The following is a 23,860-nucleotide window of genomic DNA, read 5'->3' on the forward strand; positions in this document are numbered from 1 at the left end:
AAAAGTAAAAACCGCCAGAAGACGGTTATGTTTTCTGATGCATACACGCCAGGGCAGCGCTTTCCATTATCTGGATGTCGCGCTCCAATTCGTCGTATTCTTCGGGCGCCAACAAAAGGCGATCCATTTTTCGATACACCACGTTGTAATCAAGGCCGGTTGCGCCGCTCATGCCAACGCGCCACTGTGTGCCGAGGAATGAAAAAATCTCGAAGGCAGCAAGGTTGTCTGGCCAAATATCCACAGGATCCGCCGCCACATCCTCGGCAGTGAGGCCGAACGCGGCCAACTCTTCCTCGTTCGGGCCTTGCTCATAAAGCGCTGTGGCGACGGCCTTTAGTTTTTTACCTTAGCCGCAGTCAGTTCGCTGATGTAAGCCTGGACGACGGCCAGGCCGGAGCCGATGTGGTTTTCGACCATCTGTTCGAGCGACTCGGCATCGAAGGCATCTTCCAGATCCCAGCCGCTGGCGATGTCCAGGATGACGTCCACGTCCTCGCGGTCGGTCAGGCTTTCGATGAACTTCTTGAACGCTTCGCGCGTGCGGTGCTTGAAGGTGAATTCGACGTCGACAGGCTTGCCGCCGGCCACTGGAATCGACACTTTGACTTTGAAGGTTGGGGATGCGGTCAGGCTGAATTTTGGTTTGATTGCCATTTTGTACTTTCGAAGGGTAGAAAAAGACCCGCAAGGTGCGACCAAGCGGGCGTAAAAAATGCCGCTGCGATTTCTCGTGCGGCATTGCGAAAACTGCTGGTGAAGCGGTGGATCAGTAGCGGACCGGGCGCCCTTGCAGGCTGAAGGTCGATTTGACGGCCATGATCGAGTTCTTCGTCAGCGACGGCGTCTCGTCCAGGGAGACGATGCCGTTGTAGAGGATCACGGAGTTGTTCGGCAGGGTGACGACCAGTGCGCGCGGGCTGCGCGTTTCGGCGGCCGCTTTCACGGCAATGAAGCCGGCCAGCGTCGGATCATCGGCGATGGAAATGGCGATCGACTGCGCGCTGGCCTGGGTTGGCAGCTGGGTCGAGAAGTCGTTTTCCAGCAGCGACACCTCGGTGAAGCCCATTTCGCCGCCCGAGCTGGTGGTTTCCAGAATCTGCGTGATCTGGGTCAGCGTGGTGATCTTGCGAACCGATCCGACGCCGCCGCCTGGGGTATAGGTCGTGGTATTGGACGAGTCCAGACCCTCCAGGGCGAACGTGCCGGCCGCAGACAGGCTGACGCGGTAGATGCGGTTGTTGATGCGGGACCAGCCAGAGGTAACCTCGACCAGGTCGCCATTGGCCAGGCCGTGGGCGGCGGCAGTGAGAACGGCTGGGTTAGCATTGCTTGCCGCCGTGATGGAAATGGCCGAGCCGTAGACGGTGGCCAATTTCAGCGTTGCGCCGTTAGGCAGGGAGATCGACATATTTAAAGCCTTTCCGGTCGCTTGACCGAGAGTGGTAACCCTCGCGGGCGTAAAAAAACCGCCCGAGTTTCCAGGGACGGCTCAAATGGAAAAGGCCAGCGGGTTAGGCTGGCCTCTATAAATTCTGCTGCTTGTTTAATCGACTTCGATGACCTTGCTGAGCACGGCCATATTGCATCTCTGCTCAGCGATTGATCCCGACGTAAAGCTGCCATTCATCAGGCCGTTGACCTGGGCGGTGAAGTAAATCAGCGAGCCGTCTGGCCGAGTCGCGCGGTAGCTACATGCCGATTCCAAGCCGACCATGGCGCGCAGCACGTCCTGGCCAGCGTCGGCAATGCGGATCAGTTCGACTTGCAGCGACAGCTCAGCCAGGCCGGCCATCGCTTGATACGGCCGGGCTAGGCCGATGCAATTTCGCGTGGACGTGGCGTACTGTGTGCCAACCTCGCCCACCACCTTCACGCCTTTGATCTGCGTGTAGCTCAGTGCGGCGAATCCGGCGGCGGTCACGTCGGCAGGCGTCGCCTGCGATACAGCAAGCGTGCTACCAGCAAGAGAAGTTGGCATATCGTCAAATCCAAAGGGAAAAATACTGCAGCGTGCCGCGCAGCTTCGTTTCGTCGTCGTAGGTTGCAATGGCAGCACCTAATACGGTCGGTTGCAGGGCTACCAAGGTGCGTAGGGCATCCTCGACCGAGCCGCCCATTGCGGTAGCCTGCAGGCGCGTATCGGCCCACGCGTTGATCTGCATGCGCGCGTTTTTCTTCGACGGGATGGTACTCTCAACGAAATTAACAGCATCGCCGCCCGTCTGTTGGTAGGTGATGTACGGGCGAGGCGTATTCTCGGGCGCGACGTCGGGAAAGACTCGGTCCGCAACCAAGCCGCGCAATGCGGCAAACAGTGCAGTTTCAATGCTCATTATCGGCCTTGTATTTCGTCCAGTTTCGCGGCCATCTGCTTCTTGCCGGCGGTGATTGCGTCATCTAAGCGCGACAACGACGGCCCCATAAATGGCTTGGCCGGCGCGCGCGAAGTGCCGAACTCGACCATGGCGCCATACGGTGCCTTGGTGTGGTTCCAGCTCACGCGGTACATTTTCAACGTGTCGCTTGATTTTTCCAGAGAGAAGACGCGGTAAATTGCATTCCTCAAATTGCCGGGGTTGAACAGGTATTTCGTGCCGCTTTTCTTGGAATTTTTGCCGTAAAAATAATGCGGCTTGCTCGAATCGCGCACATTTGCCCGGGCCTCTTCATAGATCACGCGCCCCATGCCGGCGGCGCCCTCGATGGCAACCTCATCCTTTACCGCCTCGCCATAGGCGCGCAGCTTTGCCCGCAACTCTTCGAGCCCAGCCAGATTGATATTGAAGCTCATGTTGCACCGCGTGAACACATCAGTGCAAGCGTGCGCTGATCCTGACCCAGCACCGCCTCGATGCTGTAGACGTCCGTTCCGTGTAGCACCCGCATCTTCGCCGCAACACCGGCGCGGTACCGGATGGTGATGGTCGTCAGTACCTGGTTCTGCGTGGCGCCGGCGGCGACGAACTCGCGGCCACTGACGTCGCGAACCTCGGCCCAGAGCTTGCCGTCACCGCTGGCGATGACGTTCGTCCAATCAGCGGGCAGCGGCTGGCCAGCCTCGTCCTGACCGGCCGTCAGCACCTGCAACGTGACGCGCTTGTTTAGGCGCGCGCCGAGGCTCATGCATAGCTCCGGCAGGCGTCCAGAAGCCGATCGACGAATGCCGACTGCACCGTGGCGCGCTCCAGGCGAGTGGCTGGATCAAACTGCTCCACGAGTTTCGCCAGGATGTAGAGCTGGACGTTTTCCGGCACATCCGCCGGCGCCGCGCCGTAGCCGCACACGACCTCGACAGTCACGTCAGCGCCGGCCAGCGTGGTCGGCCAGGCGCCGCCGAGCACCGGCATCAGGTGCGACTGGTATCGCGCGCGCCACAGACGATAAGCGGCTGGGGCCAGCGTCTGCTCGGCGCCGTCGACATCAAAGTACTTTACCGATGCGACCGACATAACTGGGTGCGGCAACTTGATCGCCTCAGGGAAGCAGTCGAGCGTCACGCGCCACATCTGCTCAATCAAGCACTGACCGATCTCGTGCTCCAGCGCGGCAACGATGCCCTTGATCCACGACGTGATCAGCGCATCCATATCGTCACCGTCGACGCGCATGTTTGCCTTGGCCGTGTCGAGGCTAACCGGAAGATTCTCCGGCGGCGTGATGCGGATAGCGGTCATGGCGCCGCCCAGGCAGTCAGGCCCAGACTGGCACAGCGCACGTCTGCTGCGGCGATGCTGGCGTAGGATTCGGCGTCAGGCAGGCCGGCGCCTGTTTCGATTGTGAGCATGTGGGTCCTTAAAAATTCAGCGGGCAGGCAGCGTCTTCAGGACGTCCGCCACATAACCGGCCAACACGGCGTCGCCGGCAGCATTCGGGTGTGTGCGATCACGCCAATAGGTCGACGGGAATCGAGCGCCGTTGTGCGAGTCAGTGAAATCGAAAATGCCGCCTGGGCGCCGCGACTCTACGAGGGCTGTTGCGCCCATCGAGCGGTAGTCCACCCGCAGTGCCGCGTTGGCGGCCTGCAGCTCCACCTCCCCGGTCTGCGCGGTATAGACGGCGCCCAGATAGTCGCCGCGTGGGATGGCCGTCTGCACAATCACGGTCCACTTCTGCCCCGGGTAGGCGGCAGCTACATCCGCCTGCACCGCGATGATATATTCAGCCAGATCGGCAATAGCTTGCAGGCCAGTTCGGGACACTCCGTTGAAAATACTGTTGGTGATCTCGAACACGATCAGGATATTGCGGCGACCGGGCACAAAGGATGCCAATACATCGCTGCGCGTCGCGATCATTTGCCGGATGGTCTGGCCCGACTTTCCGATATTGGAAATCGTCAGTGCATTGCTGATGGGCGGCATGGCTGCCAGCTGCAGTACCAGGTCGCCTGGCAGCGTCGGATCGATAATGCTGTTGCCGTCGTAGGTGATGGCTGTGCGGGACGGGTCATAGATCGTGCGCGCCGTTCCGGTCGGAATGATCATCATGCGGCACCGACAATCTGGCTGGCGGTGAGTACAGCAGATTTCGCAGCCTGGATATGATACTTAACTGCCGATGATGAGATGCCGCTCCATGAGTAGATGGTCGTCCATGTCGTGCCGCCGTCCTTCGATACCTGTGCGTCAAGATTCGCCCCTGTGACGCTGAGGCGCATGATATCGCCCACGGCGCAGGAAACAGCCACTGTTGCGGCCGTGCTAACTCCCCCAACGACCACACGATAGGTGCCCGTGTTTGGCGCGAACACCGCATAGTCCAGCGAAGTGTAGCCGACAGGGGTGGCAGAATTATCCAGCCCGAGCATTGCCTCGTGCGTTGCGTCGGTGGCCGTGCCAAGCACCACGGCGCAAGAGCCATCAGTCCCAACCACGCGAGATTTAGTGGCTATGCCACCCATTGCAGTACCAAATGCAGTGCCATTGCCTGTGTAGGCGTATGGGTCGGCGCTGCCGCTTTCGGTCGTGTTGACCAGGCTTGCGAACCGAGCATATCCTGCGGCCGGCACTGCTGGCGTAACAGCGACCGATGGTGCCGACTCGGCGCTGTTGCCGATATTGTTCACGGCGTGCACGGTGAACGTATAGGCGACCCCGTTCGTCAGGCCAGGCACAGCAATCGGGCCAGATGTGCCGCTGCCAGTAAATCCGCCTGGCGTTGATGTGGCCACGTAACCGGTGATGGTCGAGCCGCCATCGGCCCCAGGCGTATAGCTTACAGTGGCCTGGCCATTGCCGGCCAGCGCTGCAACAGCTGTGGGCGCAGCTGGCACGGTCACGACCACGCCGGCATTATTTGCAATCGCGCGGCCGCTAAACGACGCCACCAGATTGCCGGCCGCGTCACGCAAGCCGCCACTACCGGGCTGGGCATACGCCGCAATGCGCGCGGCCTCGCCGCTCACAAACGCCGGGGCAACTGTCAAGTCTGCGAAGGCTGCGCGCAAGGCCACCGCAGTCACGGTGTGGCCGTCGACCGTGAATGCGCCTGCGGTTGGAACAAAGCCGCTGGCCAGAGCCTCGCTGAAGCCGATGGAGAGTACTCCCGGCGAAGCTGCCGCGACGATAGCTGACGCCACGGTCGGCGGCATCAAATCTGGGGTCACTTGTACAAGGGGCTGCGAGACCGAGAAATAATTGCGGGTTCCGATGCAGAAAAACTGCACAAGGTTCGTAAATCCTGCTGTATTCAGCCAGCCGGATGACGAGGAATGCTCTTCAAAAGCCGCGAACGAAGGCGCATTCACGCCGTCGGCCAGCATCTCTGCAACGCATACGCCACCAGAGGTAGCGCCTGAAGGCACGAATGTCAGTGCCCCGTTCACCACCTTCTTTTCCATCACGACGTTACCACCAAGCGGAACAGCAGTCACAAATGGAATCGATCCGGCGGCGCCACCGCTCGACAGGTTCAACACATTTGACGCACTCACATCCACACGCCCCACAGAGCACGTCACTAGGAAGCGCTGCAGGCCGGCATACGGCCCGATGGGCGCCAGCGCACCGGCGCTGATGGCCCACGATTGCAGCGAGTTCGCCCCACCCAGCACCGGATCGAGCAGGTAGGCGACGCCAGCGGTACCCGGCATGCCGGTGACGGTCAAGGTCTGGCCCTCGGGTAGGGAAATGGTTGTGCGCTCGGCTGATTTCAAAGAAACCGGCTGACCGACGGCCATGGCTGGCACTGGCGCCGGGGCGATCACGTCGTAGAAGAATGCAATGCCGCCGGTCAAGTCTGCCGTCGCCATCTTTGCACTTATAAGACCAGCCTCGGTGCCTTGGTCGAGCGTGACAGTGGCATTTGCAGGGTAGATACCGTAGGCGCAAAGAAAGCGAATGGTCATGTTATTCCTTGATCAGGGATTCGGCGTAGGCTACGGCGGCCGGGTCGGTGTCGACGGTGCCGACGAGGGTGGTGGCGAGATCTGCATCGAGTTCGATGACGTCGTTGCATTCGCCGTGCGGGCCAGCGACCAGCACGCGCGCTTTGACGAGGGTTACTTCGGGCGTTTTTGCCATGATGTTTTCCTGTTTGGTGATGGAAGGCGGGCCGAAGCCCGCCGAGCGCGGGGTTTAAGTTGCCGAGTTGCTGTAGACCTTGACAGCCGAAGGCTCCAGCAGGTTGCCGCCGGAGCGGGTCCAGCCGCAGAAGCCGACCTGCCCTTTCAATGCAAATGCCGAGTCATCGAAGCGACGCATGGTCGTGCTGTCCTTGACGTCGCGGATGGTGTATTGCGAGAAGTCGCCGAACGCGATCGACTTGGCGTTGGCAGCCATGACAGCCATGTCATCGTTTGTCACGACGGCGTGACCATTCAGGCGGTCCGGGGCACCTTCGGTGATGGCCGGCACCCAGATCGGGCGGCCAGTGGTGTCCTTCAGCTTCGACACGGCCGCGATGGTCAGGTCGTTCATCATGTAGCGGCCGCCGACACGGTAGGCGCGGTTGACGGCGTGCTTCAGGTCCACCAGGTCGTCGTAGGTGACGGCGACGGTCTGACCGGTGGCGCCGACTTTGCCAATGCCCGACTGGGTGATCATGCCGGCTGGCTGATTGGTGCCGGTGCCGGTGGTGAAGTGGGCGTTCTGGATGCGGGCGATACGCATAGCCAGGCGGGCGACGACCAGGGCGATGACGTCGATAGCGCTATCTTGGATCAGCTCGACCGGCAGCGCGATTTGCTTTGAGCTGTACTTGTAGACCGGGAGGGCCACGGTGCCGAAGGTAACGTCGCCGGTGGTGGTGGTGATGTTCTCGGCGACGATTTCACCAATCTCGTTGGTGCCGTCGGACGTCGGGAAGTTCAGCGGGTTACCACCTGCGGTCGGCAGGATATAGGCCGCTTCGCGCATGCCGCCGAAGGCTTTCAGCTTTTCGATGACCATCGCCGCGATTTCGGCCGGTACGGTGAAGCCGCCCTCTGCCGACGTGGTGGTCGACATTGCATTGCGAATTTGGACGGCCTGCTCGTTGGTCACATTGGTGCCATTGCGCAGGTACAGCGCGACGGCGACCAGCGCATCGACCTGCACGCCATCTTCCTTCTTGGCCGGGGCCGCGTTGAAGAACTTGTCGGCTTCCAGCTCGCGCTGGGTTTCGATGTTCTTGACCTGCTGCTTGGCCGCGTTGATCTCGTTGACGAAGCCATCGAACTTGGCCTGGTCTTCGGGCGACCAGATGGCATCGCCCTTGTTATTCAGCAGGTTTTGCGACTGGGTGGCGAGGTTCGAAATCTTCTCGCGCAGTTCTTGAATGGTCATATTTTTCTTTCAAATGAAAAAGGGAGCCACATAGGCTCCCGATTGGGTGAGGTGACCGACCTCGGCGGGTGTGCGCGAGAGCGCTTTACGTGGCTTGCAGAAGGGCGAGCAGGTTGGTATTTGCTTGTTTCATGCACGGCGCCGGTGCGACTGGTGCCGGCTCGACGACCGGATCTATGACTGCGGGCGTGGGCACAGGCTCATCGACGGCAGTTGGCGGCGCGATTGCCGGTACGGACGCCACTTCCGGCGCATGGATAGCGACCGGCGCCTTGGCGAACGCGGCCAGGTTCCAGGTGTTGCCGACCTTGGCCGTGGACTGCAGGCGGTCAACGAAGCCGGCGGCGATGGCCTCGGCGGCGTCAAACCAGGTTTCAGCTTCCATCCACGCGACGATCTGCTCGACGGTCTGGCCGGTTTCCGCAGCATACTCAGCAATGATCGAACCCTCGACCTTCTCGAGCAGGTCAGCCGTCTTGCGCATGTCGGCCTTGTCGCCCCATGCCACTCCGCTGGCGTTGTGAATCATGAAGAATCCACCATCCGAGATCTCGACCTCGTTGCAAGCCAGCGCGATGCTGGTTGCGGCGCTAGCGGCCAGGCTGTCGATGTGGGCGATGGTTTTGCCAGCGAAGCGCTTGATGGCTTCGATAATGACGCGGGATTCAAAGACGTCGCCTCCCGGCGAGTTGATGCGGATATGCAGAGTCGCGGCATCGCCGGCCTCCGCGATGTCGGCGATGACGGTTTTTGCGCTGACGCCCCAGTACGAGTCGATCACATCGTAGATGTACATCGTGGCTTCGGACTCGTTGCGCACCAGATTGATGATCTGGCGCTCGCGCTTGGCGTTGTCCATACACAGTTGGAGAATTTTATTCATGGGGCTGGCGGTTCCTCGGTTGCTGATTTATTGGCCGGCTTTCCGGTGTCGCGCGGCGCGCGGTAGACTTCATTGCCGCCAGCGATCGGTGCCAGGCGCTTGATCCTGCGAACTTCGTTAATACTCATGTGCCCGTCACCGGCGCCGGGGCCGCCCAATGCAAGGCGGAAGTACTCGCCCTGCGCGGCTAGGTCACCCTCGGTCAGCGCATCGCGGTAGAACTCGACGAACTTTCCGATGTCGCGCGGGAATAGCTTGCGGTTCAGCTCCTGCTCAATCTTGCGCAGCCATGGCTGCAGCGTGTACTGGACGAAGGCACGGCCGATACTTTCGATGCCCGAACCCCAACTGGTGGCACCGGTCGACTCGTTGATCATGAATCCCGGCACACCGAATGCGCGGGCGACGTCGAGCACCTGGAACTTGCGGCCCTCCAGCAGCTGCGCATCCTCCGCGCTCAGGCTCAATTCCTTGGCCTCCAGCCCCTCGGTCAGCACCAGCGGCAGCCGGTGCGCGTTGCCTGGGCCCGAATACTTGCGCACAAACGCCGACTGCAGCAGTTCAATCTGTTCGGGATTCATCTTGGCTTTGCTGCTCAGCACGATGGAAGGATGGGCGCCGTTCTCGAAGAACTTGCCGCTGTATTCATCCATGGCCAGCGCGTTGCCGATGGCGTTACGGGCGCCGTACTGGATGACCGACATGGACCGCATCGTCTCGTCATCGAATCCAAGGCCGGGGAAATGCAGGATGTCGGATGGGTCGAACCAGGTCGAAATGCCGTGCGAAGTCAGGTTGACGTAGTAGCGCACGCCATCAGGCAGGCGCAAAGGCGACACCGAACCCCACGGCAACGGCAGGATCTCGCGCACATCGCCGCGAATGCTGCGGCGAATCAGGGCATAGGCGTCACCGCGGAGCAGTTGCGCCATGCTAACGCCCTCCCACATGCTGGCGGAGGTGTATTGCGGCGATGGCTGCTCGTTGAGTAGATACCAGAGCGGATCGCGTGGGAGACGATCCGGCACGTCACCATCTGCCATTCGGTAGATATGGATCGGCATACTGACGATGGCGCCGGCGATCTTGGCGACACACGCGGCCACGGCCGACACGCGCATGGCACTGGTCGCGGTGACCGTGGTGCCAGATGGATTTACACCGAACGCCTCCAGCACGTCAGGGCTGTAGGCGATATTTGAAACCTGCCGCGCGCTCTCGCGCTCAGCCTTCCATTGCGTCAGGATCGCCGAGCCAGGCACCGCAGCACGGCGCTGCACGTCGTCCCACGTTGTGTTTTTTGTCATAGCTCTACGAAACCTTGAGAAATAGTATTGCTGGTCGGGTTCAACGCTAGAAGCGTCACAGCATTAAATAGAGCGGCGAGCGGGTCGATCTTTGCCGTGCCGCTCGCCTGCTTCGTGATCGTGATCGCATTGCCTACCGCGACCACCTTGGCGTTGCCGACGCACCAGTTCATGAGGCGCTGGCCGCCGTGCCAGAACTCGCCGGCGGCCAACTTGCGCTCAGTTGTCTTGATGGCGCCATTCATTTTCCAGCCCTGCGGTATTCCGACGATCAGGTCGGCCGGGATGCCCTCGGCTTCCAACATGTCGAGGATAGTTCCCAGGCCAGCCGGGTCGACGCCGATTTTGTCCAGCTTGCCCGAGATCCAGACTTGCGCCGCGAGGCTGACCAGCTCGGAAACATCGTCGCCGATACGCTCGACCAGCGTCAGATCGCCGTCCTTTTCAAAGTCATGGAAGCGTGCCGCCTCGGATTTGCGCAACTCCAGAACCGAGGGGTGCGCCCATGCATGCGTCCAGGCGAACCACTCGCGCGTCGTCAGGCAGCGCCCGACAGCGGCAAATCCCAGCAAATCATCTAGGCCGCCGCCGTCGATACCCAGGTCTATGACTTCGCAGCGAGCGATAAGCTCATCCAGCGAGAGCTTCGGCAGCGCCTGATGCTCCCAGTGGTTGGCGCCAGCCCAGCGGTCAGACCGCAACGCCAGGCCGATCTCGACGTTCAAGTGCTTGGCAAGGAAGCCGCGAAATTCCGTTTCACCCTTCTCTTGCGCCTGGCGGTAGCCCCGGGCGATGAACTCCTCATCTACCGAGGCGCCCATGTTCGGGTTCGTCACATAGGCGTTTTTCACGTCGCGGTGCCCGCCAGCGTCGAGCATGTCCTGGGGGAACTCGTACAGGATCGGGTAGAAGGCCGGGTCAACAATGCGACCGTCGCGTACACCTCGCGCATACAGCAGGCGGGAGAGGAAGGCGCCGGCTGGCGGGTCGTCAGATTGCGTAGTAGCAAAGATAACGAAGCCCTCGGGCCGCGAGGCCAGGCCGCCAGTGGCCTCCAGCAACATCGCGTCAGCGCGTGGATTCTTACCGAACAGCCAGAGCTCATCGATGAAAACGCCGATGGCCTTCTTGCCTGAGACTGTCTCGCCGTCGGCGGCCACGACCTTGAGGGTGGCGTTCGTGGTCAGGTGTGTGATGGTGCGGATGTGATCTTGCACCTTCAGTAGCGCGACCAGCTCATCATCGGCGCGGATCATCGCGGCGATCGGCTTGTAGCTGTTGTCCGCGACCTCCTTGGTTGGCGCCAGGACGATGAACTCGCCTTCGAGCCTCCAGTTCAGCAGCAGCGCCGTCAGCATGATGCCGGCGGCTATTGTGCTTTTACCATTTTTCTTGCTGATCAGGAGCATGAACTCTTTGATCAGGCGGCGCCCGGTGTCGGCGTCGTAGGCGCCGAAGATGCCCTCGACGAACTCGCGCACCCAGGGCTTGACCACATCACCCATGCGCGGGCTGCCGGGCGCATCCACCATACGCAGCTCGGAGAAGATCGCCCAGGCTGCGGCGGCCTGCTCAGGGAACAGCGGCGGACACGGCGTCAGGCTCAGGCCGGCGACGATCCGCTCTTCCCAGTCAGGGCAGGCAGTTGTCCATGAGAAACTCATTTTTTACCGCCCACTATGAGCCGAGGCGGCGGTGGCGGAACGCCGAAGCGACCTTGGCTAGCGGTCTTGGCAGCCTCCTGCTTCACTACCTTCTTCCCGCCCTCGCCCAACTTCTGGTGTTCGAAGGGCATCAGCGCCTTGGCGCAATCAATGCGTTGACGCATATCCAGTTCCGGCGCGTTCATGGCCGCGCCGAGGAATTCTTTCGGGTCTACATAGTGGGCACCGTTCAGCGGATCGACGTCATCATCGCCCGATGGTGGCGCCGGCGATTTTGCCGATGCAGTTGGCGCGGCAGCGGAGGCTGTGCGGCGGCTGGCTAGGTATGCCGCAACCTCTGGATCTTTAACAAGACGCGATCCCGCTGCGGATGCCGTGGCGGCGCTGTATTTTGCCTCAATCGCCGCATCCTTATTGGAGCGGCCGGCCAAAACGGCATCGGCGAACACCCGCTTTTTGCCTGTTAAAGCCATTAACATTTACTCCAAAGGGAAATAAAATCTGCGCGTGGGGTACATGCGGTCTAGAGCGGCAAAGGCTCCAGAGATTTACTCCGCCCCGCCCCTATCGCTTCGGTGATGCGCCTGCGGCCTGACCAAGGCCTCATGGCGCCTCGACCGGGAGCCTGACCGCCTCACATACCCAATGCTTCTTCGCGCTGCTTGTCGCGGCTATGGTGCGGGGCGCATAGACTTTGCCAGTTGGCTGAATCCCAAAACACCTTCATGTCGCCTCGATGCGCGATTACGTGATCGACCACAGTGGCCATCGGCAGGCCTATGCCCTTGCCCATACACGCCAGCCCAACCGCTGTAGCGTCATCCGATATCGGAATGCCCGCCTCACGCAGGCAGTACACACAGAAGGGGTGCTTGACCAGGTAGGCGGCGCGGGCTTGCTGCCACTTGTATCCATAGCCGCGCTGGGTGCTGCTGGTCTTGTCGGCGCGCCAGGCACCGGGCGTCATCGTGGTGATGCGTGCAGGTGCAGCGGTGATGCGGGGTTTGAGGTTGTGCAGCTTAGCCATTTCTCGGCCTGGACTGCGCATAGTCGTTGATGATGCGCACCTCTTCATGCTGGCGCGAAGACAGCACGGCTGCGTGGTCAACAACAATAGTGTCTGCGCAGCCAAGCGAGCGACCCGAGCCAACCCATGATGGGCTGACTATTCGAATATCGGATCGCCCGAGGTGTCGAGCCAACGCGCGCGGGTAGCCGTGATATCCATTACACCAGACGAAAACAGCTTGCGGTGGCGCGGCTTGTATCTGCTGGGAGGTGCGGCCTGATTCTCGATCTCCACTCATGTCACATCCTAATCTTGGTTGAGCCAGGCCCATGCGCCTGGCGCTGCGCGATGTCGCGCTGCATGCCGAGGAGTTGGAGGTAAATGACCAGCCAGCGTCGGCAGTCGTCGGTGGTCATAAGTCCCAGCCCACCAGCTGCCGACCAGTAACTATGCCGCCGGGCGCGCACTTCTTGCTATGTTCGACGCTACCGCGCCGGACATGTTTCATCATGGCCTGGTGCGCAGCCTCAGTACGCTCGTGCATCCAGGCATCGAAGCCGATCGCTTCCGCGCAAAGCCAAGATCCATGCTTCACAATCCGCACCATGCCCTTGAGCACTTCGGTGGCAATCTCATCGCCAGCCAGATAAAGATTGCCCAACTCGTCCAGACTGGCGCGTATTACCTCGCCCGCAACGTCATCAGCAGCTATGACGCGATCAACGAGCGCACCATCCAGGTAGATGTTGGCGCCCATGTAGTCAGGATGGTAGTCGGGGCTGGTCTTGTTGGCGGAGATTCGCATATCAGAGTCCTGTCCGTATGATCTTCGGGATGTTGCTACCAATCGTTTCGATCAGTACTTCCCCCTCGCGCAGCTCGGGCGTGCAATGGCGCATGGGCAAGCCCATGTCACCACGCTCGAACACGACCTCCTGCGCAGGCCGGCGATGGATAGCGCCATTGACTTCGACCTTCATCAGGCCGTCGGAATCGATTGTGCACACGTCCATCCCTTCGGATCTTTTGAGGACGGAAAGTGCCTCGGTCAGTCGAGCGCTCGCAACCTCATACTTGGTCCTCGCCTCGATGTCGGCCTGAACCAGAGCTGCGTATCGAGCCTTATCCTCGGCGCGGCGCCGCATGAATTTAAATAGACCGAACATGTGAGCCTCAAATAGAAAAGCCGCCAACGCACGAAGGCGAGCAGCGGCGAAACCCGGCATGCCGGGCAAGGAGAACTGGAGCGCGCTGGCAGGTCGCAAGTGTTAGGCGGTAATTGCGTGCAGCGCTGGCTTGGCCATTGCCCACAGCCACGGCCAAGCCAGCAGCACGAGCGCGACGATGGCGCCGCCAATCACAGCACCCGCAAGGACGAGGCCCACGATCATGCGACCGATATCGAAGTTGAACATGGTCAATCCAGTAAAGTATGGCAGCGGCCGCACTGGTGACGCAGCTTCATAGGCGCCTCGTCGTGGATGCCGAAGATGCCGCGCCGCTTCCCCTCTTCGGTCTGCACGCCGTAGCAATGACCCTTGGCGGTCTGTCGCGTCTCGCGCTTGTGGTAGCCGAGCAGGCATTGCACGCGCCGCCAAATGGGCATCCCCTTGGGGAACCATGGCATGCTTTCGTTGTGCAGCTTAATGTCATCGCCATCCATGATCAGTCCTTCAGACTCTTGACTTCGTCGACCAGCTCCTTTGCCGCTTCGGCAACAGGCTTTACTGCGGCTGCCGCGACGTCAACGACCATTTCAACAGGGGCAGCAACAACCTGCACCACATCGGCAGCGAGGCTGCTCAAGGATTTCAGTAGACTGAACATGTGAACCTCAAATAGAAAAGCCGCCAGCGCAGTGATGCGGCTGACGGCGAAGGCCCGGCGAACCAGGCGGGGAGAGCTGGAGCGGATCAGCGAACTACTTCCGCATAGACCATGCCGAATGGCTGGAATTGCAATGCAAACTTGTTATCATCTGCGTGCTGTCTGTATTCGACTGGCAGAAGCTCCCCGGCGCCGTTGGTATCGAAGACGCGCACGATCTTTCCATTCGCCTGGTACTCGAACGCGCCTGGGTTCACTGAGGTTACTGGGGTAATTACGTTCATGATTTGCGTGCCTCAAATAGAAAAGCCGCTGACATGCGAAGGCGATCAGCGGCGAAGGCCCGGCGATTGCCGAGCGAGGAGACTCTGGAGCGGGTGAAGGGAATCGAACCCTTGTCGTAAGCGTGGAAGGCTTCGGCTCTACCATTGAGCTACGCCCGCATGATGTTTGTGGCGGCCGACGCTGCGATCCTCCGGCTTAGTATGACTGCGTGATCACCACAATAAAGCCGCCTGGATCGCAGTTGGCTTTATTGTGAAGCCGGTCACCCGGCTAGCAGTGGCAACTAGGCCGACGTTCGACGCTCGGCCTCGCGGCCTGCGTGGATGCCGTGCGTGTCAGCGTGATTGCCGATGTCGAGCATCAAGGTGCGCGGCAAGTAGCTGGCGCCCGGCTTGGGCTTGGGCATGTCCGACATGCCGCCAATGACGCCAATGTCTTTCTGCTCGATGGCAGCGATGGTGATGTCCAGACCGACAGGTGCTGGGGTGGCGGCCTGGGTCGAGGCGACCAGGACAGTGGCTTGCGGGTGATCGGCTGCCGATGCGGCCGGCATCGCCATGGCGAGTGTAGCGAATGCAATCGCGCAGGCAGCCAACATCGAATTGGTAAAGCGTTTCATGTATTTCATGATTTCCTTGCGGTTTGTGGGTAAATGAGTGGTGACTACCACGAGATTCGCTACTTCACTTGGCACCTCCTTTTCAGACCTGCGGCGGCATGATCGCGCGCGCATCCGGCCATTTCAGTTTCGTTCTTCGCCCTCAGCCTCGGCCTGGCGCTCAGCGGCGATCAAGTTCCAGCCCAACTCCCTGCGTATTTCGTCAGGCGTAGGAGGCGGGTCTTCCGAGTGCGTGCGCCGCTCCAGGTACTCGCGTACCGTTTGTGGCGATGGATGTGTGGTATCGGTCACGGCGTCCTCGAAAAGTGAATCGCCAATGCAAAAAGCCACCGCAAGGGTGGCTTTCATTTGCTCCCGCGCTATCTGCGTGGTGAGCTATCTGTGAATTTCAGGGCGAACAGGTCCGGCGCTGGGTCGGGGTGCTGCCGCAAGTTTCGGGTATGGGCGCCTTGGCCTTCGCCATTCGTTACGATTCCGAAAGAATTTTACTGAAACACAACTTAGGTATTTACTATACACGAAATACTGTTTTTACGACCAGTTCGCACAAATATTTTTTAGTCAGTCGTGCGCAGCCTCGAGCTGGCCCGGCGTGCGTGGCTATCGTACATCGCGGTCAGCTCGCTCACCATGTCGAGCACGAGCCTCTTCTCGTACTCACGCATCCCGCTAATCTCGCTGATGCCGGAGCCCTTGCAGGCCGAGCACTGTCGATTTCCCAGCAAGGCAGTAACGCCAGTTCCTGAGCATTTTTTGCAGTGGCTGTCAAGCCAGTGCGCCAGCGATGCCTCGGCAACGCGCTTGTACAGAGGATATGCGATCAGAATGTCCTCGTTCTTCACCCAGTATCGAGCCTTACCCTTTTCGATCACGGCCGCCGTCCAGATGCGCAGCAGTTGCGCCAGGTTCTGCTGGTTGCCCTCAAACATGCGGTTGAGCGTGCCGTCAGCGTACTTCACGCGGCACAGCAAAGCGCCGATGTCGCCCGCCAGCGCCGCGGCTGCCAGCGGGTCCGTCTGGTGGTGAAGCGCATCGTCCATCAGGTTGGTCGATCCGATTGAAGCGATGTAGCGGTCAGCGAAGCCCATGTATGCCTTTCAGTTGTTGGCCAATGTTAACACCCATTTTTAGTTTCAAATAGCCCTGTCCTGGATGATTTTTCATACCCTCAATACCCCTGTTTTATTGAACTCGCGGATAGCCGCCAGTGAAGCCTTGGAAATGTCGTAATTCGACACGCTGCGTAGGAAAACCATCGTTTTGCCGATGCCATCGCACAGCACGCGCATTTCGTCGCCGTTGACGCCGAAGGTGCCGGTGCGTTGGGCGCGCGCCTGGATTTCGGCAACCGCTTCGACCATTGCCTGCGCCACCGGCAGGATGGCGTGGCCATCTGGCGCAATGCGGCGGGCCATATCGGCGTTGCTCAGCAGGTCGTAGACGTGCTGCTCCTGGAAGTGGCCCTTGCCCATTGCTTCGCTGGCCTGGAAACCGGGCATTTCGAAGGCAAAGTCGCGGCGCAGGCCTGTAGGCAGCACGGCTGGCTTCGGGATGTAGCGCTTGCGCGGCTTTTTGTTGGTGCTCATGGCGCAGCTCCAGCCTGCGCCATCGCCAGCGCGCGCAGACGCGGATCGGCGCGCACCATCACATCCAGCAGCAAGCGCTTTTCCTCCACGTAGGTCACGGCGAATTTCGGATCGTACATCACGATGCTGGACGTATTGCTGATCAGGTCCGCGCACTTGATCGTCTGCACCCAGCCAGGCGCGGCGGCCAGGCGCTTGCGGCCGACGGCCTTGCGCTCGACGCGGTTACCCACTTCCAGATCGGACAGCAGCATGACGCCATCGGCGACGACGGGGCCGAACTGGCGGAAGAGCTCCGCGTATTCGACGCCCTGATCCTCGATGCAGTCGTGCAGCCAGGCCGTGGCCATCATTTGGTCAGGATGGATCAGCGATGCCTGCCAACCGACAGACATGGCAATGCCGGCCACCTCGGCCAAATGATCCGAATATGGGTTGCCCGTGTATTTTCGCTGTTGCGCGCGGTGCGCGTGACGCGCAAACATCATTGCTTCATATGCGAGGTTCATTTCGTCTCCAATTTCAGAATTTGTATAAACCAACTCGGCCGGTGGAAATCGAGGCGCCGGAACATTTGCAACCGATGACTCTTGATAATCATGAAGTTGAAGATTCATGCGGCTTTGCGGGGTGGTGCTCGCCACTTTCTCGCCGAGCAAACCCAATCTTTCCGGCAATAGATTCTTGCGCCAGCGCAGCCGTGTCCATGCGTTTTTCCAGGTAGGCCATCGTCGTCAGCGGACTCTTGTGTCGCATGACACCCTGGATGGTCTGGATGGGCACGCCAGCCTCGGATAGCAACGTGGCGAACGTGCCACGCAAGCGGTGAGGCGTAATGCCTTTGACGGCGCAATGGGCGTTGGCGATCCTCATGGCCTTGCGGGCGAAGCCTGCTGGGTGCTGGGCGCCGTCGCGGCCGGGTGCGATCAGGCCCTCGGTCGCCCGATGCGGCGCGAGGTGCTCGATCAGCCATACGGGCATTGGCACAGGCTCGGCCTCGCGCCCCTTGGTGATGCCTGGCGTGTATGTGGCGCGCTGCCAGTCGATCCATTCCCATCGGGCGCCGGCCGCTTCGCCCTCTCGCAGGCCGAGCCCGAACATCAGGCGCACCGCAGTACCGACCGTTGGCGTGCGCACAGACGCAGAATCCACCGCACCAAACCAAGCCTTGGCCACGTCGAGCGGCAACGTCGCCCGTGGCCGTTTCTGCACCTTCAGCATGGTGACGCGCCACGGCAGGTGAGCAATGATGCCGCGCTTGACCGCCCAGTTGGCGATCAGCTTCATGACGCGCAGCCAGTGGTTGGCAGTGGCTGGCTTGTGTTCAAGCAGGTGCTGGTTGCGCGCCAGCTCGATGTGGGCGGTGGTCACGTCGGAGACGGCCAGTCCACCCAACTCGTACATGTGCAGGCGATGCACAACGTCGACGCTGCGCACATGGGCGGCGCTCGACACCGGCCCTTGCACCTGCAGCCATGCCTTGAACAGCTCATCGAGCGTCGGCACGGGATGCCCACCGTTGGCGCGTGTGACGGCGTCGGCGTAGGCGCGGGCCGCCACCGGCTCGGCCTTCGCGCGTGTACGCTCCCTGGTGCTGCGCTGCACGCGTGCGCCACCAACCTGGAAACGGAAGTGCCAGACCTTCTTCACGCGAAACAGGGCCGGGCTCACGGTTCCGCCCCGTCCGCAGCAGCGCGGCGAGACAGCCGCTCCGCGACCGCCTTGACGATCGCGAAGCGGAGCGCGGCGTCATGGCACGGGAAAGCATTGAACCTCACGTACACGCCCCCGGCGACGCACCCGGCGCCCATCGACTCAACCATCAGGCCGTGTTTGCCGATCAGCGGCCCAGCCTCCGCCCAGTCACCAGCCCAATCCGGCACCTTCGCCTGGCCACGGCTTTCGGCGGCGCCCGCCGGCGGCGTGCCGACCAGGGCGCCGCCCACTTCGACCAAGTTGGACCAGCCAAGCAGGCCAGCTAAGCGTTTGTTTGCTGCGATTTTGATTTCTTGATTTTTCATGTATAGCCTTTTAAGCCGTTTTTTATGATGGGTAGGTCACTTGGTAGCCGCCACACCTATTGCGCAGCGTGGCAGCACCTCTGGTCAATCCTGTGAGTCATTCGCCCTTGTCTGCTCAGGTGCATTTCTGTTGCCAACCATGTAAAGCTGCACGCGCTCGGCGGTCGACCGCTTGAACTCCTCGTCGGCCAGGCGCTGCTGCTCAACGCGCTGCAGGCGTGCCGCCTCCTTCGCGGCTGCGCCATCGGCAATCATTTTTTTGATCGTGGCAAGCTGGGCGCGCGCGGCATCGTCCGGCGTTTGATCCTGCTTGCCCTGCAACAAGCCAGCCACGGCAGGCGCAGGCAGCAGCCCTGCCCTCACCGCGTTGCCCAGCACCTCGACGTGCCGGTTCTTGTCCCAGCCCACGGATGCCACCCAGTCAGCCGGGCGCCGCGCCGCGCGGGCAGCGGCAACGATGCGCTCGTAGGCCTCCAGGAATGGCTTGCGCGCGCTGATGGCGCCGCTGGAGTCGAGCACCGGCCGGCAGATGCGGAATGCCTCGGCGATTTCGGTCGTCCAGACCACGCTGGCCATTTCGTCCTGGCTGGTCAGCGCGATGGCCCAGGCCTCCTCTGCACCTGGGCGACCGTCCATGAGCTTGCAGCGCTTCGCGATACCGGCCGGTACCGGCGCAAATTCCCCGTTCTCGTCGCGGTAGGCATGCATGGCCGCCTCGACCGTGCGCAGCGGATAGGGCTCAAGGTTGGACATCCAGGCGCGGACCATCGCAGTCTCCGGCAGCGGCTTGCCGTAGGCAGCCAGCGTTTCAGCCAGCACCTGCATGAAGCGCTGCGTGTCGGCGGCGTTCATGCGTGCACCATGTCGATGATTTCGCCGACAGTCGATCCGCCGCCCATCAACTCACGCATCACGCGGGCATTCGTGTCTTCGATCGATTCGCTGCAGGCGTTTGCGCGAGCCTGGCCAGCGTCGTTGCGGATGAAGCGGTCGATATGGTCAGCATCCCGCAGAATCAGGTCCAAGCCGTTGTACTTCGTTTTCTGCGCATTCTGACCCATGTTGTGTGGCGTCTTGGAGCAGCCACGGATGGCTTTGCAGATGTCGGCCGGCGTATAGCCTTTGAGCGCCTTGGTGATGACCCGCTTGCGTTTGTCGTCCAGAACCGACCTGGGCGAGTCCATGACTTTTTGCCAGAAAGCGAAGATCGTTTTCACGGCGTCGAGCTGGGTTTGCTCGACAGTGGTGTTTTCCTGTCCTTCGATCCTTTCCTCTGATCCTTGATCCTTAGATCCTTGATCCTTGATCCCACCACGAGCATTCGCGACATTTCGCGAGGGTTCCACGAATTCAGGTATTTTTGACTTGCTCGGCTTGTCAATCTTCTGATGATTCAACCACTTAGCGATTTGCATGTAGGTCGAACCCTCGACGGAATAGACGTAGACGCAGCCTTCAGCGACCAATTCTGCGATCCACCCGTCGATCAGGCTCGGCGCGTCGTCATCGTAGGGAAAAAGAAGGCTCGCGAGCATTCGCGAACTTCCGCGAAGCCTCCCCTCATCGTCGGCGAGCGTCCAGGTCAAGATAAAAAGCAGGCGCGCATCGCGGCTGACTTTGCCCATACTTTCGGATTGGGGGAGTTCTGGCTTAATTGATCTAATTCGAGCCATGCAAGGCCTCCATAAACAGTGATTCTTGAATCGGCGCCGCCTTGCGGCTCCAGAATGTGAGGGCCTGGTGCGACTCGATCCGCTCGCGCATGATGGCCGCCCTCGCCTCCTTGGTTGGCGGCGTGTAGGTGCCGCGCCAAGCCGAATCGATACCCACGTTTTGCCCGATGTTCGTGCTATCAGCACTGGCGAACGGGAAGCGCGAGAAGATGGCTGGGTCCAGCATGCGCAGGCCGTGCAGCTTGCATGCTGGCCGGCCAGCCTTGTCGCAGATGACGTCCATCGCCTGTGCCATGCGCGTCCACCAGGCCGTTGTGCCGATCTGCGCAAACTCGCCCGAGCTGCCAAGGCAGATGCGCGGCCATTCGTTGACGAGGCAGTCCAGGCGGCCCAGCGATTCGTGCAAATGCCACACTGGCGCGCCAACATGCGGTGCCGACGTGCGCCAGGGCCATTCGGCCAGCAACGCGTCGTTGTCGACCTCGCTGCCATCGATGACGTCAGGGATTACCGCGAAATCGAAATTTGGGTAACGGTGCAACTCGCCCACCCATTCGTAAAAAAGTGACCAGTCTGTGATCGGCTGGCCGCTGCGCCAGGCTGAAAACGCCCCATTGTCGACGGCGAACGACTGCGCCACCTCCAACGCTATGGTCAATTGGTCTGGATGACGGAACGAAACGAAGGCATGCCCGCCGCTGACGGCGCGCACGGCGGCCGTGGCCGGCGTGATGGGCAGTCCGTGATAATGGATCATGGGCGAGCCTCCTGCACGCGCACCGCGCCGAACAGCGCAGCCACCAGCGGATCACCCACGGCGCCCGCCTTGCGGATCCAGTACTTGCTGCGCCAGTGCCGCTGAATGATAGATTGTGATTTGCTCATACTGCTTCCATTTCGAATATTGTGATTTGCCGAGGGTCGACCTCAGGAATCAGTGACAAGTGCGCTTCGCCGACACGAGGCGCAGGCGTGCCGACCACCACCTGGACGTCTGCGAGCAAGCTTGATTCCCCTTGGATGCGCTTGCGCGCGATCTCGGCGTAGGCCGGGTTCAGTTCGATGCCAATGCAATCGCGCTGCAGGCGATCTGCGACAAGGCCGGTGGTGCCGGCACCGAAGAAGGGATCCAGCACCGTGCCGCCAGGCGGGCAGCCAGCGCGGATGCAGATTTCCGGTAGTTCGGGCGGAAACGTGGCGAAGTGGGCCTCGGCGAACGAATGCGTGGCCATGGTCCAGACGCTACGCTTGTTGCGCATATCTGGGCGGGCTGCGGGATCCTCACGGAAGCCGGCGCCACCGCCCATGCGCGCGGCCGTGCGCAAGCCCTGCTCGTCGCGCCCGTCGTCCTTGCTGCAAGCCATGACGCGGCCACGTTGACGCGCATCGGCATCGGTGCCATGACCAAACCCGACGCCGCGAGCTGTGCGCTTCTGCGGTTTCTGGCCCGGCACGTCGTAATTCTTGGTGCCGAAGCTGTTTCGCGGGTGGTCTGCGGCGCCAGCGGCCGGCTCCTTGATGGCTTCAGCGTCGTAGAAATATTTCTCGCTCTTGCTGAGCAGGAATATGTATTCGTGTGACTTGGTGCAGCGGTCGCGCACCGACTCCGGCATCGGGTTCGGCTTGCTCCAGACGATATCCTGGCGCACCCACCAGCCGGCGTCCTGCAATGCGATGGCCAGGCGGTGCGGCATCATGCATAGATCCTTGTGCTTGAAGCCCAAGGGGATGCTGCTGGAACGACGTGCATGCGCCGTGCGCACAGCCACGTGCGGATTGTTGCCCTTGTGGCCGCCAGCACCTGCTGGGCCGTTTGGCTTGCTCGCGTAGCTGTCGCCCATATTGATCCAGCAAGTGCCGTCAGCGCGCAGCACGCGCCGCGCCTCATTGAAAACGTCGACCATCACCTCGATAAACTCCGCAGGGGTGGACTCCAGACCGATCTGGCCGTCGACGCCGTAGTCGCGCAAACCCCAATATGGCGGGCTGGTGACGATGCAGTGCACAGATTCGGCTGGCAGCGCGCGCAGCTGCTCGCGCACGTCGCCAATCATTATTGTTACAGTCATAAGAGTCCCTCAGCTTTCAGGATTTCGTGTGTGCGGCCAATGGCCGCGCGAAAGGCAGCCTCCAGGCCGGCCAGCGACAGATCAGCCGGGCGCGGGCGCCGGCCGTCGAGCACGTCGTGGCATGCGCTGCAGCCGAACGCGGCGGCCGTGTCTGGCGCCTTCAGGCCCATGCCCTTCCCGTCTGCCAGGAAATTGCTGTGGCAGAGCACAGTGGTGTCGGGGTCGAAGTTGCAGACGGCCAGGCGCAGCGTGCAGTCCTGGCCGCGCGCGGCGTTCCGGATCGGCGTCGAGCGCGGGCCTTTGGTTTTCAAGCCGGCCTTGCGCTTCGGCGCCGTGCGCTGGTGCGACTGCACGGAGAGCATGCCTGTGCTGGACATGGGCGAGGTGCGCTTGAGCTTTGACACTTCGCGCGCCTCGATGCGCTCGCCGCGCGCGAAGGCCGTGCGCTTCAGGCCGGTGCCGGGCTTCATGGGTGAGCGCTTCATTTCCCACCACCAATACTCAACGTGTTACGATTCCGCCAACTTAAATTGGAGGCGGAATGGCTTGGTACGATAAGTGGGCGATCATGGTTATAGCCGCCGCCATAGGCGTAGCCGGATATAACGGCATACCTTGGTGCAAAATGGGCGTCGCGGAGTGGGCTTACTGGATAGCCGCAATCGGAACTACAGGGACATTGCTCGGAACAATCTGGCTTGCGACAGCCGAAAAGCGGGACAAATTGAGTCGAGAAAGAGATCTCGCTCTCATTGTTTGCGCAGGCATTATTCTGAAGATCGCAGAAATTCAAATCAAAGTGAAAGCAATCGGAGAAAATCTCCAAACCACTAAGGTCGGCGAAATTGGCCGGGTAAAGTGGTGCGCGGATATGCTCGCTGGACTTCCTGAAATTTTGTTTACCGATGTCGCAGCGCTTATAGTTTTGCCCAATAATGTCGCCGCTAAAGTGGCAACCGTTTTGACGGAACTTGATTGGTGTAAAAAAGAAATCACTCGTCGCGGCAATGAAGGTGAAATCGACGAGGACATTGTTTATATGTGCATTCATACTGGTAGGCGAATGATTGACGCCAGCGACCGACTCACGGGATACAGGAATGAGATCGATGCTTTTCTGAGCCATAACGAATGCAGCATTGTGTAATTCA

General features: G+C 60.8%; 38 protein-coding genes and 1 tRNA gene. 1 reads left to right on the forward strand and 38 read right to left on the reverse strand.

Going from position 1 to position 23,860, the window contains the following annotated elements:
* Positions 1 to 25: 25 nt before the first annotated feature.
* The 38 genes from CLU93_RS26850 to CLU93_RS27010 all read right to left on the reverse strand — a co-directional run bounded on the left by CLU93_RS26850 (position 26) and on the right by CLU93_RS27010 (position 23,179).
* Complete coding sequence (locus CLU93_RS26850; RefSeq protein WP_099764112.1) at positions 26 to 289, reverse strand: DUF1799 domain-containing protein; 264 nt, start codon at positions 287 to 289, stop codon at positions 26 to 28.
* A gap of 47 nt (positions 290 to 336) precedes the next feature.
* The gene (locus tag CLU93_RS26855; protein ID WP_099764113.1) at positions 337 to 657 is read right to left on the reverse strand and encodes a phage tail assembly chaperone; all 321 of its coding nucleotides are present in this window, start codon (positions 655 to 657) and stop codon (positions 337 to 339) included.
* A gap of 112 nt (positions 658 to 769) precedes the next feature.
* Positions 770 to 1,411 (reverse strand): phage tail protein, encoded by a 642-nt coding sequence (locus CLU93_RS26860; RefSeq protein ID WP_071076193.1) that lies wholly within the window; start codon positions 1,409 to 1,411, stop codon positions 770 to 772.
* Between the two features lie 135 nt (positions 1,412 to 1,546).
* Positions 1,547 to 1,981, reverse strand: coding sequence for a hypothetical protein (locus tag CLU93_RS26865; RefSeq protein ID WP_143451836.1), 435 nt, complete (start codon positions 1,979 to 1,981; stop codon positions 1,547 to 1,549).
* 4 nt (positions 1,982 to 1,985) lie between these two features.
* Positions 1,986 to 2,336 (reverse strand): DUF3168 domain-containing protein, encoded by a 351-nt coding sequence (locus tag CLU93_RS26870; protein ID WP_099764115.1) that lies wholly within the window; start codon positions 2,334 to 2,336, stop codon positions 1,986 to 1,988.
* Positions 2,336 to 2,794: an HK97-gp10 family putative phage morphogenesis protein gene (locus tag CLU93_RS26875; protein ID WP_099764116.1), complete on the reverse strand. Its 459-nt coding sequence runs from the start codon at positions 2,792 to 2,794 to the stop codon at positions 2,336 to 2,338. The genes CLU93_RS26870 and CLU93_RS26875 overlap by 1 nt, the downstream gene beginning before the upstream one ends.
* A complete protein-coding gene (locus CLU93_RS26880; protein ID WP_099764117.1) occupies positions 2,791 to 3,126 on the reverse strand; it encodes a phage head closure protein in 336 nt (111 codons plus the stop codon). The genes CLU93_RS26875 and CLU93_RS26880 overlap by 4 nt, the downstream gene beginning before the upstream one ends.
* Entirely contained in the window at positions 3,123 to 3,677 is a 555-nt protein-coding gene (locus CLU93_RS26885; RefSeq protein WP_099764118.1) for a head-tail connector protein, read from the reverse strand. Before CLU93_RS26885 ends, CLU93_RS26880 begins: the two co-directional genes overlap by 4 nt.
* Positions 3,674 to 3,787 (reverse strand): DnaT-like ssDNA-binding protein, encoded by a 114-nt coding sequence (locus CLU93_RS28800; RefSeq protein ID WP_306595314.1) that lies wholly within the window; start codon positions 3,785 to 3,787, stop codon positions 3,674 to 3,676. The genes CLU93_RS26885 and CLU93_RS28800 overlap by 4 nt, the downstream gene beginning before the upstream one ends.
* Before the next feature lie 16 nt (positions 3,788 to 3,803).
* A complete protein-coding gene (locus CLU93_RS26890; RefSeq protein ID WP_143451837.1) occupies positions 3,804 to 4,490 on the reverse strand; it encodes an SGNH/GDSL hydrolase family protein in 687 nt (228 codons plus the stop codon).
* A complete protein-coding gene (locus CLU93_RS26895; protein ID WP_099764120.1) occupies positions 4,487 to 6,349 on the reverse strand; it encodes a fibronectin type III domain-containing protein in 1,863 nt (620 codons plus the stop codon). Before CLU93_RS26895 ends, CLU93_RS26890 begins: the two co-directional genes overlap by 4 nt.
* A 1-nt stretch (position 6,350) precedes the next feature.
* Positions 6,351 to 6,524 carry a hypothetical protein gene (locus tag CLU93_RS28365; RefSeq protein ID WP_180287963.1) on the reverse strand — a complete coding sequence of 58 codons (174 nt, stop codon included), beginning with the start codon at positions 6,522 to 6,524 and terminating at the stop codon, positions 6,351 to 6,353.
* A gap of 54 nt (positions 6,525 to 6,578) precedes the next feature.
* Positions 6,579 to 7,766 carry a phage major capsid protein gene (locus CLU93_RS26900; RefSeq protein ID WP_099764121.1) on the reverse strand — a complete coding sequence of 396 codons (1,188 nt, stop codon included), beginning with the start codon at positions 7,764 to 7,766 and terminating at the stop codon, positions 6,579 to 6,581.
* Between the two features lie 85 nt (positions 7,767 to 7,851).
* Positions 7,852 to 8,649, reverse strand: coding sequence for a head maturation protease, ClpP-related (locus CLU93_RS26905; RefSeq protein ID WP_099764122.1), 798 nt, complete (start codon positions 8,647 to 8,649; stop codon positions 7,852 to 7,854).
* On the reverse strand, positions 8,646 to 9,956 hold the full coding sequence (locus CLU93_RS26910; RefSeq protein WP_099764123.1) for a phage portal protein: 1,311 nt from the start codon (positions 9,954 to 9,956) through the stop codon (positions 8,646 to 8,648). The genes CLU93_RS26905 and CLU93_RS26910 overlap by 4 nt, the downstream gene beginning before the upstream one ends.
* Positions 9,953 to 11,620, reverse strand: coding sequence for a terminase large subunit (locus CLU93_RS26915; protein WP_099764124.1), 1,668 nt, complete (start codon positions 11,618 to 11,620; stop codon positions 9,953 to 9,955). The genes CLU93_RS26910 and CLU93_RS26915 overlap by 4 nt, the downstream gene beginning before the upstream one ends.
* On the reverse strand, positions 11,617 to 12,093 hold the full coding sequence (locus tag CLU93_RS26920) for a terminase small subunit (protein WP_180287964.1): 477 nt from the start codon (positions 12,091 to 12,093) through the stop codon (positions 11,617 to 11,619). The genes CLU93_RS26915 and CLU93_RS26920 overlap by 4 nt, the downstream gene beginning before the upstream one ends.
* A gap of 161 nt (positions 12,094 to 12,254) precedes the next feature.
* A complete protein-coding gene (locus tag CLU93_RS26925; RefSeq protein WP_099764624.1) occupies positions 12,255 to 12,647 on the reverse strand; it encodes an HNH endonuclease signature motif containing protein in 393 nt (130 codons plus the stop codon).
* 394 nt (positions 12,648 to 13,041) lie between these two features.
* Positions 13,042 to 13,434, reverse strand: coding sequence for a hypothetical protein (locus CLU93_RS26930; RefSeq protein WP_099764126.1), 393 nt, complete (start codon positions 13,432 to 13,434; stop codon positions 13,042 to 13,044).
* 1 nt (position 13,435) lies between these two features.
* Positions 13,436 to 13,795 (reverse strand): hypothetical protein, encoded by a 360-nt coding sequence (locus CLU93_RS26935; protein ID WP_143451838.1) that lies wholly within the window; start codon positions 13,793 to 13,795, stop codon positions 13,436 to 13,438.
* A 102-nt stretch (positions 13,796 to 13,897) separates the two neighbouring features.
* Positions 13,898 to 14,044 (reverse strand): hypothetical protein, encoded by a 147-nt coding sequence (locus tag CLU93_RS28370; RefSeq protein WP_180287965.1) that lies wholly within the window; start codon positions 14,042 to 14,044, stop codon positions 13,898 to 13,900.
* Between the two features lie 2 nt (positions 14,045 to 14,046).
* Positions 14,047 to 14,292: a hypothetical protein gene (locus CLU93_RS26940; protein WP_099764128.1), complete on the reverse strand. Its 246-nt coding sequence runs from the start codon at positions 14,290 to 14,292 to the stop codon at positions 14,047 to 14,049.
* Between the two features lie 2 nt (positions 14,293 to 14,294).
* Positions 14,295 to 14,456: a hypothetical protein gene (locus tag CLU93_RS28375; RefSeq protein ID WP_180287966.1), complete on the reverse strand. Its 162-nt coding sequence runs from the start codon at positions 14,454 to 14,456 to the stop codon at positions 14,295 to 14,297.
* 86 nt (positions 14,457 to 14,542) lie between these two features.
* Positions 14,543 to 14,740, reverse strand: coding sequence for a hypothetical protein (locus CLU93_RS26945; protein ID WP_099764129.1), 198 nt, complete (start codon positions 14,738 to 14,740; stop codon positions 14,543 to 14,545).
* A gap of 85 nt (positions 14,741 to 14,825) precedes the next feature.
* Positions 14,826 to 14,899: transfer RNA gene (locus CLU93_RS26950), tRNA-Gly, on the reverse strand.
* A gap of 125 nt (positions 14,900 to 15,024) precedes the next feature.
* Positions 15,025 to 15,369: a hypothetical protein gene (locus CLU93_RS26955; RefSeq protein ID WP_099764130.1), complete on the reverse strand. Its 345-nt coding sequence runs from the start codon at positions 15,367 to 15,369 to the stop codon at positions 15,025 to 15,027.
* Between the two features lie 114 nt (positions 15,370 to 15,483).
* Complete coding sequence (locus tag CLU93_RS26960) at positions 15,484 to 15,708, reverse strand: hypothetical protein (protein WP_099764131.1); 225 nt, start codon at positions 15,706 to 15,708, stop codon at positions 15,484 to 15,486.
* Between the two features lie 209 nt (positions 15,709 to 15,917).
* On the reverse strand, positions 15,918 to 16,448 hold the full coding sequence (locus tag CLU93_RS26965) for a zinc finger-like domain-containing protein (protein ID WP_099764132.1): 531 nt from the start codon (positions 16,446 to 16,448) through the stop codon (positions 15,918 to 15,920).
* Between the two features lie 72 nt (positions 16,449 to 16,520).
* Positions 16,521 to 16,946 carry a hypothetical protein gene (locus CLU93_RS26970; protein WP_099764133.1) on the reverse strand — a complete coding sequence of 142 codons (426 nt, stop codon included), beginning with the start codon at positions 16,944 to 16,946 and terminating at the stop codon, positions 16,521 to 16,523.
* Positions 16,943 to 17,455 carry an HD domain-containing protein gene (locus CLU93_RS26975; protein ID WP_099764134.1) on the reverse strand — a complete coding sequence of 171 codons (513 nt, stop codon included), beginning with the start codon at positions 17,453 to 17,455 and terminating at the stop codon, positions 16,943 to 16,945. The genes CLU93_RS26970 and CLU93_RS26975 overlap by 4 nt, the downstream gene beginning before the upstream one ends.
* An 88-nt stretch (positions 17,456 to 17,543) precedes the next feature.
* Positions 17,544 to 18,617: a tyrosine-type recombinase/integrase gene (locus CLU93_RS26980; protein WP_099764135.1), complete on the reverse strand. Its 1,074-nt coding sequence runs from the start codon at positions 18,615 to 18,617 to the stop codon at positions 17,544 to 17,546.
* Positions 18,614 to 18,967, reverse strand: coding sequence for a hypothetical protein (locus CLU93_RS26985; protein ID WP_099764136.1), 354 nt, complete (start codon positions 18,965 to 18,967; stop codon positions 18,614 to 18,616). Before CLU93_RS26985 ends, CLU93_RS26980 begins: the two co-directional genes overlap by 4 nt.
* A gap of 84 nt (positions 18,968 to 19,051) precedes the next feature.
* Positions 19,052 to 19,819 carry a hypothetical protein gene (locus CLU93_RS26990; protein WP_099764137.1) on the reverse strand — a complete coding sequence of 256 codons (768 nt, stop codon included), beginning with the start codon at positions 19,817 to 19,819 and terminating at the stop codon, positions 19,052 to 19,054.
* A complete protein-coding gene (locus CLU93_RS26995) occupies positions 19,816 to 20,592 on the reverse strand; it encodes a hypothetical protein (protein WP_099764138.1) in 777 nt (258 codons plus the stop codon). Before CLU93_RS26995 ends, CLU93_RS26990 begins: the two co-directional genes overlap by 4 nt.
* Before the next feature lie 34 nt (positions 20,593 to 20,626).
* Positions 20,627 to 21,397, reverse strand: coding sequence for a hypothetical protein (locus CLU93_RS27000; protein ID WP_099764139.1), 771 nt, complete (start codon positions 21,395 to 21,397; stop codon positions 20,627 to 20,629).
* Positions 21,394 to 21,525, reverse strand: a complete 132-nt coding sequence (locus CLU93_RS28730) for a hypothetical protein (protein WP_257225111.1) — start codon at positions 21,523 to 21,525, stop codon at positions 21,394 to 21,396. Before CLU93_RS28730 ends, CLU93_RS27000 begins: the two co-directional genes overlap by 4 nt.
* The gene (locus CLU93_RS27005; RefSeq protein ID WP_099764140.1) at positions 21,522 to 22,709 is read right to left on the reverse strand and encodes a DNA-methyltransferase; all 1,188 of its coding nucleotides are present in this window, start codon (positions 22,707 to 22,709) and stop codon (positions 21,522 to 21,524) included. The genes CLU93_RS28730 and CLU93_RS27005 overlap by 4 nt, the downstream gene beginning before the upstream one ends.
* Positions 22,706 to 23,179 carry a nuclease domain-containing protein gene (locus tag CLU93_RS27010; protein ID WP_218968367.1) on the reverse strand — a complete coding sequence of 158 codons (474 nt, stop codon included), beginning with the start codon at positions 23,177 to 23,179 and terminating at the stop codon, positions 22,706 to 22,708. The genes CLU93_RS27005 and CLU93_RS27010 overlap by 4 nt, the downstream gene beginning before the upstream one ends.
* 71 nt (positions 23,180 to 23,250) lie before the next feature.
* Here CLU93_RS27010 and CLU93_RS27015 point away from each other — a divergent pair, with 71 nt between their 5' ends.
* Positions 23,251 to 23,856, forward strand: coding sequence for a hypothetical protein (locus tag CLU93_RS27015; protein WP_099764141.1), 606 nt, complete (start codon positions 23,251 to 23,253; stop codon positions 23,854 to 23,856).
* Positions 23,857 to 23,860 lie beyond the last annotated feature (4 nt).

The organism is Janthinobacterium sp. 35, from assembly GCF_002754575.1.
GTDB classification, from domain to species: domain Bacteria; phylum Pseudomonadota; class Gammaproteobacteria; order Burkholderiales; family Burkholderiaceae_D; genus Janthinobacterium; species Janthinobacterium tructae.

Excerpts from the sequence above, each read along its gene's own strand:
- CLU93_RS26940 (WP_099764128.1), bottom strand. The coding sequence starts at position 14,292 with ATGGATGGCGATGACATTAAGCTGCACAACGAAAGCATGCCATGGTTC.
- CLU93_RS26880 (WP_099764117.1), bottom strand. The coding sequence starts at position 3,126 with ATGAGCCTCGGCGCGCGCCTAAACAAGCGCGTCACGTTGCAGGTGCTG.
- CLU93_RS26890 (WP_143451837.1), bottom strand. The coding sequence starts at position 4,490 with ATGATGATCATTCCGACCGGAACGGCGCGCACGATCTATGACCCGTCC.
- CLU93_RS26885 (WP_099764118.1), bottom strand. The coding sequence starts at position 3,677 with ATGACCGCTATCCGCATCACGCCGCCGGAGAATCTTCCGGTTAGCCTC.
- CLU93_RS26865 (WP_143451836.1), bottom strand. The coding sequence starts at position 1,981 with ATGCCAACTTCTCTTGCTGGTAGCACGCTTGCTGTATCGCAGGCGACG.
- CLU93_RS26915 (WP_099764124.1), bottom strand. The coding sequence starts at position 11,620 with ATGAGTTTCTCATGGACAACTGCCTGCCCTGACTGGGAAGAGCGGATC.
- CLU93_RS26900 (WP_099764121.1), bottom strand. The coding sequence starts at position 7,766 with ATGACCATTCAAGAACTGCGCGAGAAGATTTCGAACCTCGCCACCCAG.
- CLU93_RS26910 (WP_099764123.1), bottom strand. The coding sequence starts at position 9,956 with ATGACAAAAAACACAACGTGGGACGACGTGCAGCGCCGTGCTGCGGTG.
- CLU93_RS26990 (WP_099764137.1), bottom strand. The coding sequence starts at position 19,819 with ATGAACGCCGCCGACACGCAGCGCTTCATGCAGGTGCTGGCTGAAACG.
- CLU93_RS26930 (WP_099764126.1), bottom strand. The coding sequence starts at position 13,434 with ATGCGAATCTCCGCCAACAAGACCAGCCCCGACTACCATCCTGACTAC.
- CLU93_RS26875 (WP_099764116.1), bottom strand. The coding sequence starts at position 2,794 with ATGAGCTTCAATATCAATCTGGCTGGGCTCGAAGAGTTGCGGGCAAAG.
- CLU93_RS26965 (WP_099764132.1), bottom strand. The coding sequence starts at position 16,448 with ATGGGCTTCGCTGACCGCTACATCGCTTCAATCGGATCGACCAACCTG.
- CLU93_RS26860 (WP_071076193.1), bottom strand. The coding sequence starts at position 1,411 with ATGTCGATCTCCCTGCCTAACGGCGCAACGCTGAAATTGGCCACCGTC.
- CLU93_RS26935 (WP_143451838.1), bottom strand. The coding sequence starts at position 13,795 with ATGTTCGGTCTATTTAAATTCATGCGGCGCCGCGCCGAGGATAAGGCT.
- CLU93_RS26905 (WP_099764122.1), bottom strand. The coding sequence starts at position 8,649 with ATGAATAAAATTCTCCAACTGTGTATGGACAACGCCAAGCGCGAGCGC.
- CLU93_RS27005 (WP_099764140.1), bottom strand. The coding sequence starts at position 22,709 with ATGACTGTAACAATAATGATTGGCGACGTGCGCGAGCAGCTGCGCGCG.
- CLU93_RS27010 (WP_218968367.1), bottom strand. The coding sequence starts at position 23,179 with ATGAAGCCCGGCACCGGCCTGAAGCGCACGGCCTTCGCGCGCGGCGAG.
- CLU93_RS28800 (WP_306595314.1), bottom strand. The coding sequence starts at position 3,787 with ATGCTCACAATCGAAACAGGCGCCGGCCTGCCTGACGCCGAATCCTAC.
- CLU93_RS26985 (WP_099764136.1), bottom strand. The coding sequence starts at position 18,967 with ATGAAAAATCAAGAAATCAAAATCGCAGCAAACAAACGCTTAGCTGGC.
- CLU93_RS28365 (WP_180287963.1), bottom strand. The coding sequence starts at position 6,524 with ATGGCAAAAACGCCCGAAGTAACCCTCGTCAAAGCGCGCGTGCTGGTC.
- CLU93_RS27000 (WP_099764139.1), bottom strand. The coding sequence starts at position 21,397 with ATGATCCATTATCACGGACTGCCCATCACGCCGGCCACGGCCGCCGTG.
- CLU93_RS26925 (WP_099764624.1), bottom strand. The coding sequence starts at position 12,647 with ATGGCTAAGCTGCACAACCTCAAACCCCGCATCACCGCTGCACCTGCA.
- CLU93_RS26920 (WP_180287964.1), bottom strand. The coding sequence starts at position 12,093 with ATGGCTTTAACAGGCAAAAAGCGGGTGTTCGCCGATGCCGTTTTGGCC.
- CLU93_RS28730 (WP_257225111.1), bottom strand. The coding sequence starts at position 21,525 with ATGAGCAAATCACAATCTATCATTCAGCGGCACTGGCGCAGCAAGTAC.
- CLU93_RS26855 (WP_099764113.1), bottom strand. The coding sequence starts at position 657 with ATGGCAATCAAACCAAAATTCAGCCTGACCGCATCCCCAACCTTCAAA.
- CLU93_RS26895 (WP_099764120.1), bottom strand. The coding sequence starts at position 6,349 with ATGACCATTCGCTTTCTTTGCGCCTACGGTATCTACCCTGCAAATGCC.
- CLU93_RS26975 (WP_099764134.1), bottom strand. The coding sequence starts at position 17,455 with ATGAACCTCGCATATGAAGCAATGATGTTTGCGCGTCACGCGCACCGC.
- CLU93_RS27015 (WP_099764141.1), top strand. The coding sequence starts at position 23,251 with ATGGCTTGGTACGATAAGTGGGCGATCATGGTTATAGCCGCCGCCATA.
- CLU93_RS26870 (WP_099764115.1), bottom strand. The coding sequence starts at position 2,336 with ATGAGCATTGAAACTGCACTGTTTGCCGCATTGCGCGGCTTGGTTGCG.
- CLU93_RS28375 (WP_180287966.1), bottom strand. The coding sequence starts at position 14,456 with ATGTTCAGTCTACTGAAATCCTTGAGCAGCCTCGCTGCCGATGTGGTG.
- CLU93_RS26970 (WP_099764133.1), bottom strand. The coding sequence starts at position 16,946 with ATGAGCACCAACAAAAAGCCGCGCAAGCGCTACATCCCGAAGCCAGCC.
- CLU93_RS26955 (WP_099764130.1), bottom strand. The coding sequence starts at position 15,369 with ATGAAATACATGAAACGCTTTACCAATTCGATGTTGGCTGCCTGCGCG.
- CLU93_RS26945 (WP_099764129.1), bottom strand. The coding sequence starts at position 14,740 with ATGAACGTAATTACCCCAGTAACCTCAGTGAACCCAGGCGCGTTCGAG.
- CLU93_RS26995 (WP_099764138.1), bottom strand. The coding sequence starts at position 20,592 with ATGGGCAAAGTCAGCCGCGATGCGCGCCTGCTTTTTATCTTGACCTGG.
- CLU93_RS28370 (WP_180287965.1), bottom strand. The coding sequence starts at position 14,044 with ATGTTCAACTTCGATATCGGTCGCATGATCGTGGGCCTCGTCCTTGCG.
- CLU93_RS26960 (WP_099764131.1), bottom strand. The coding sequence starts at position 15,708 with ATGAAAGCCACCCTTGCGGTGGCTTTTTGCATTGGCGATTCACTTTTC.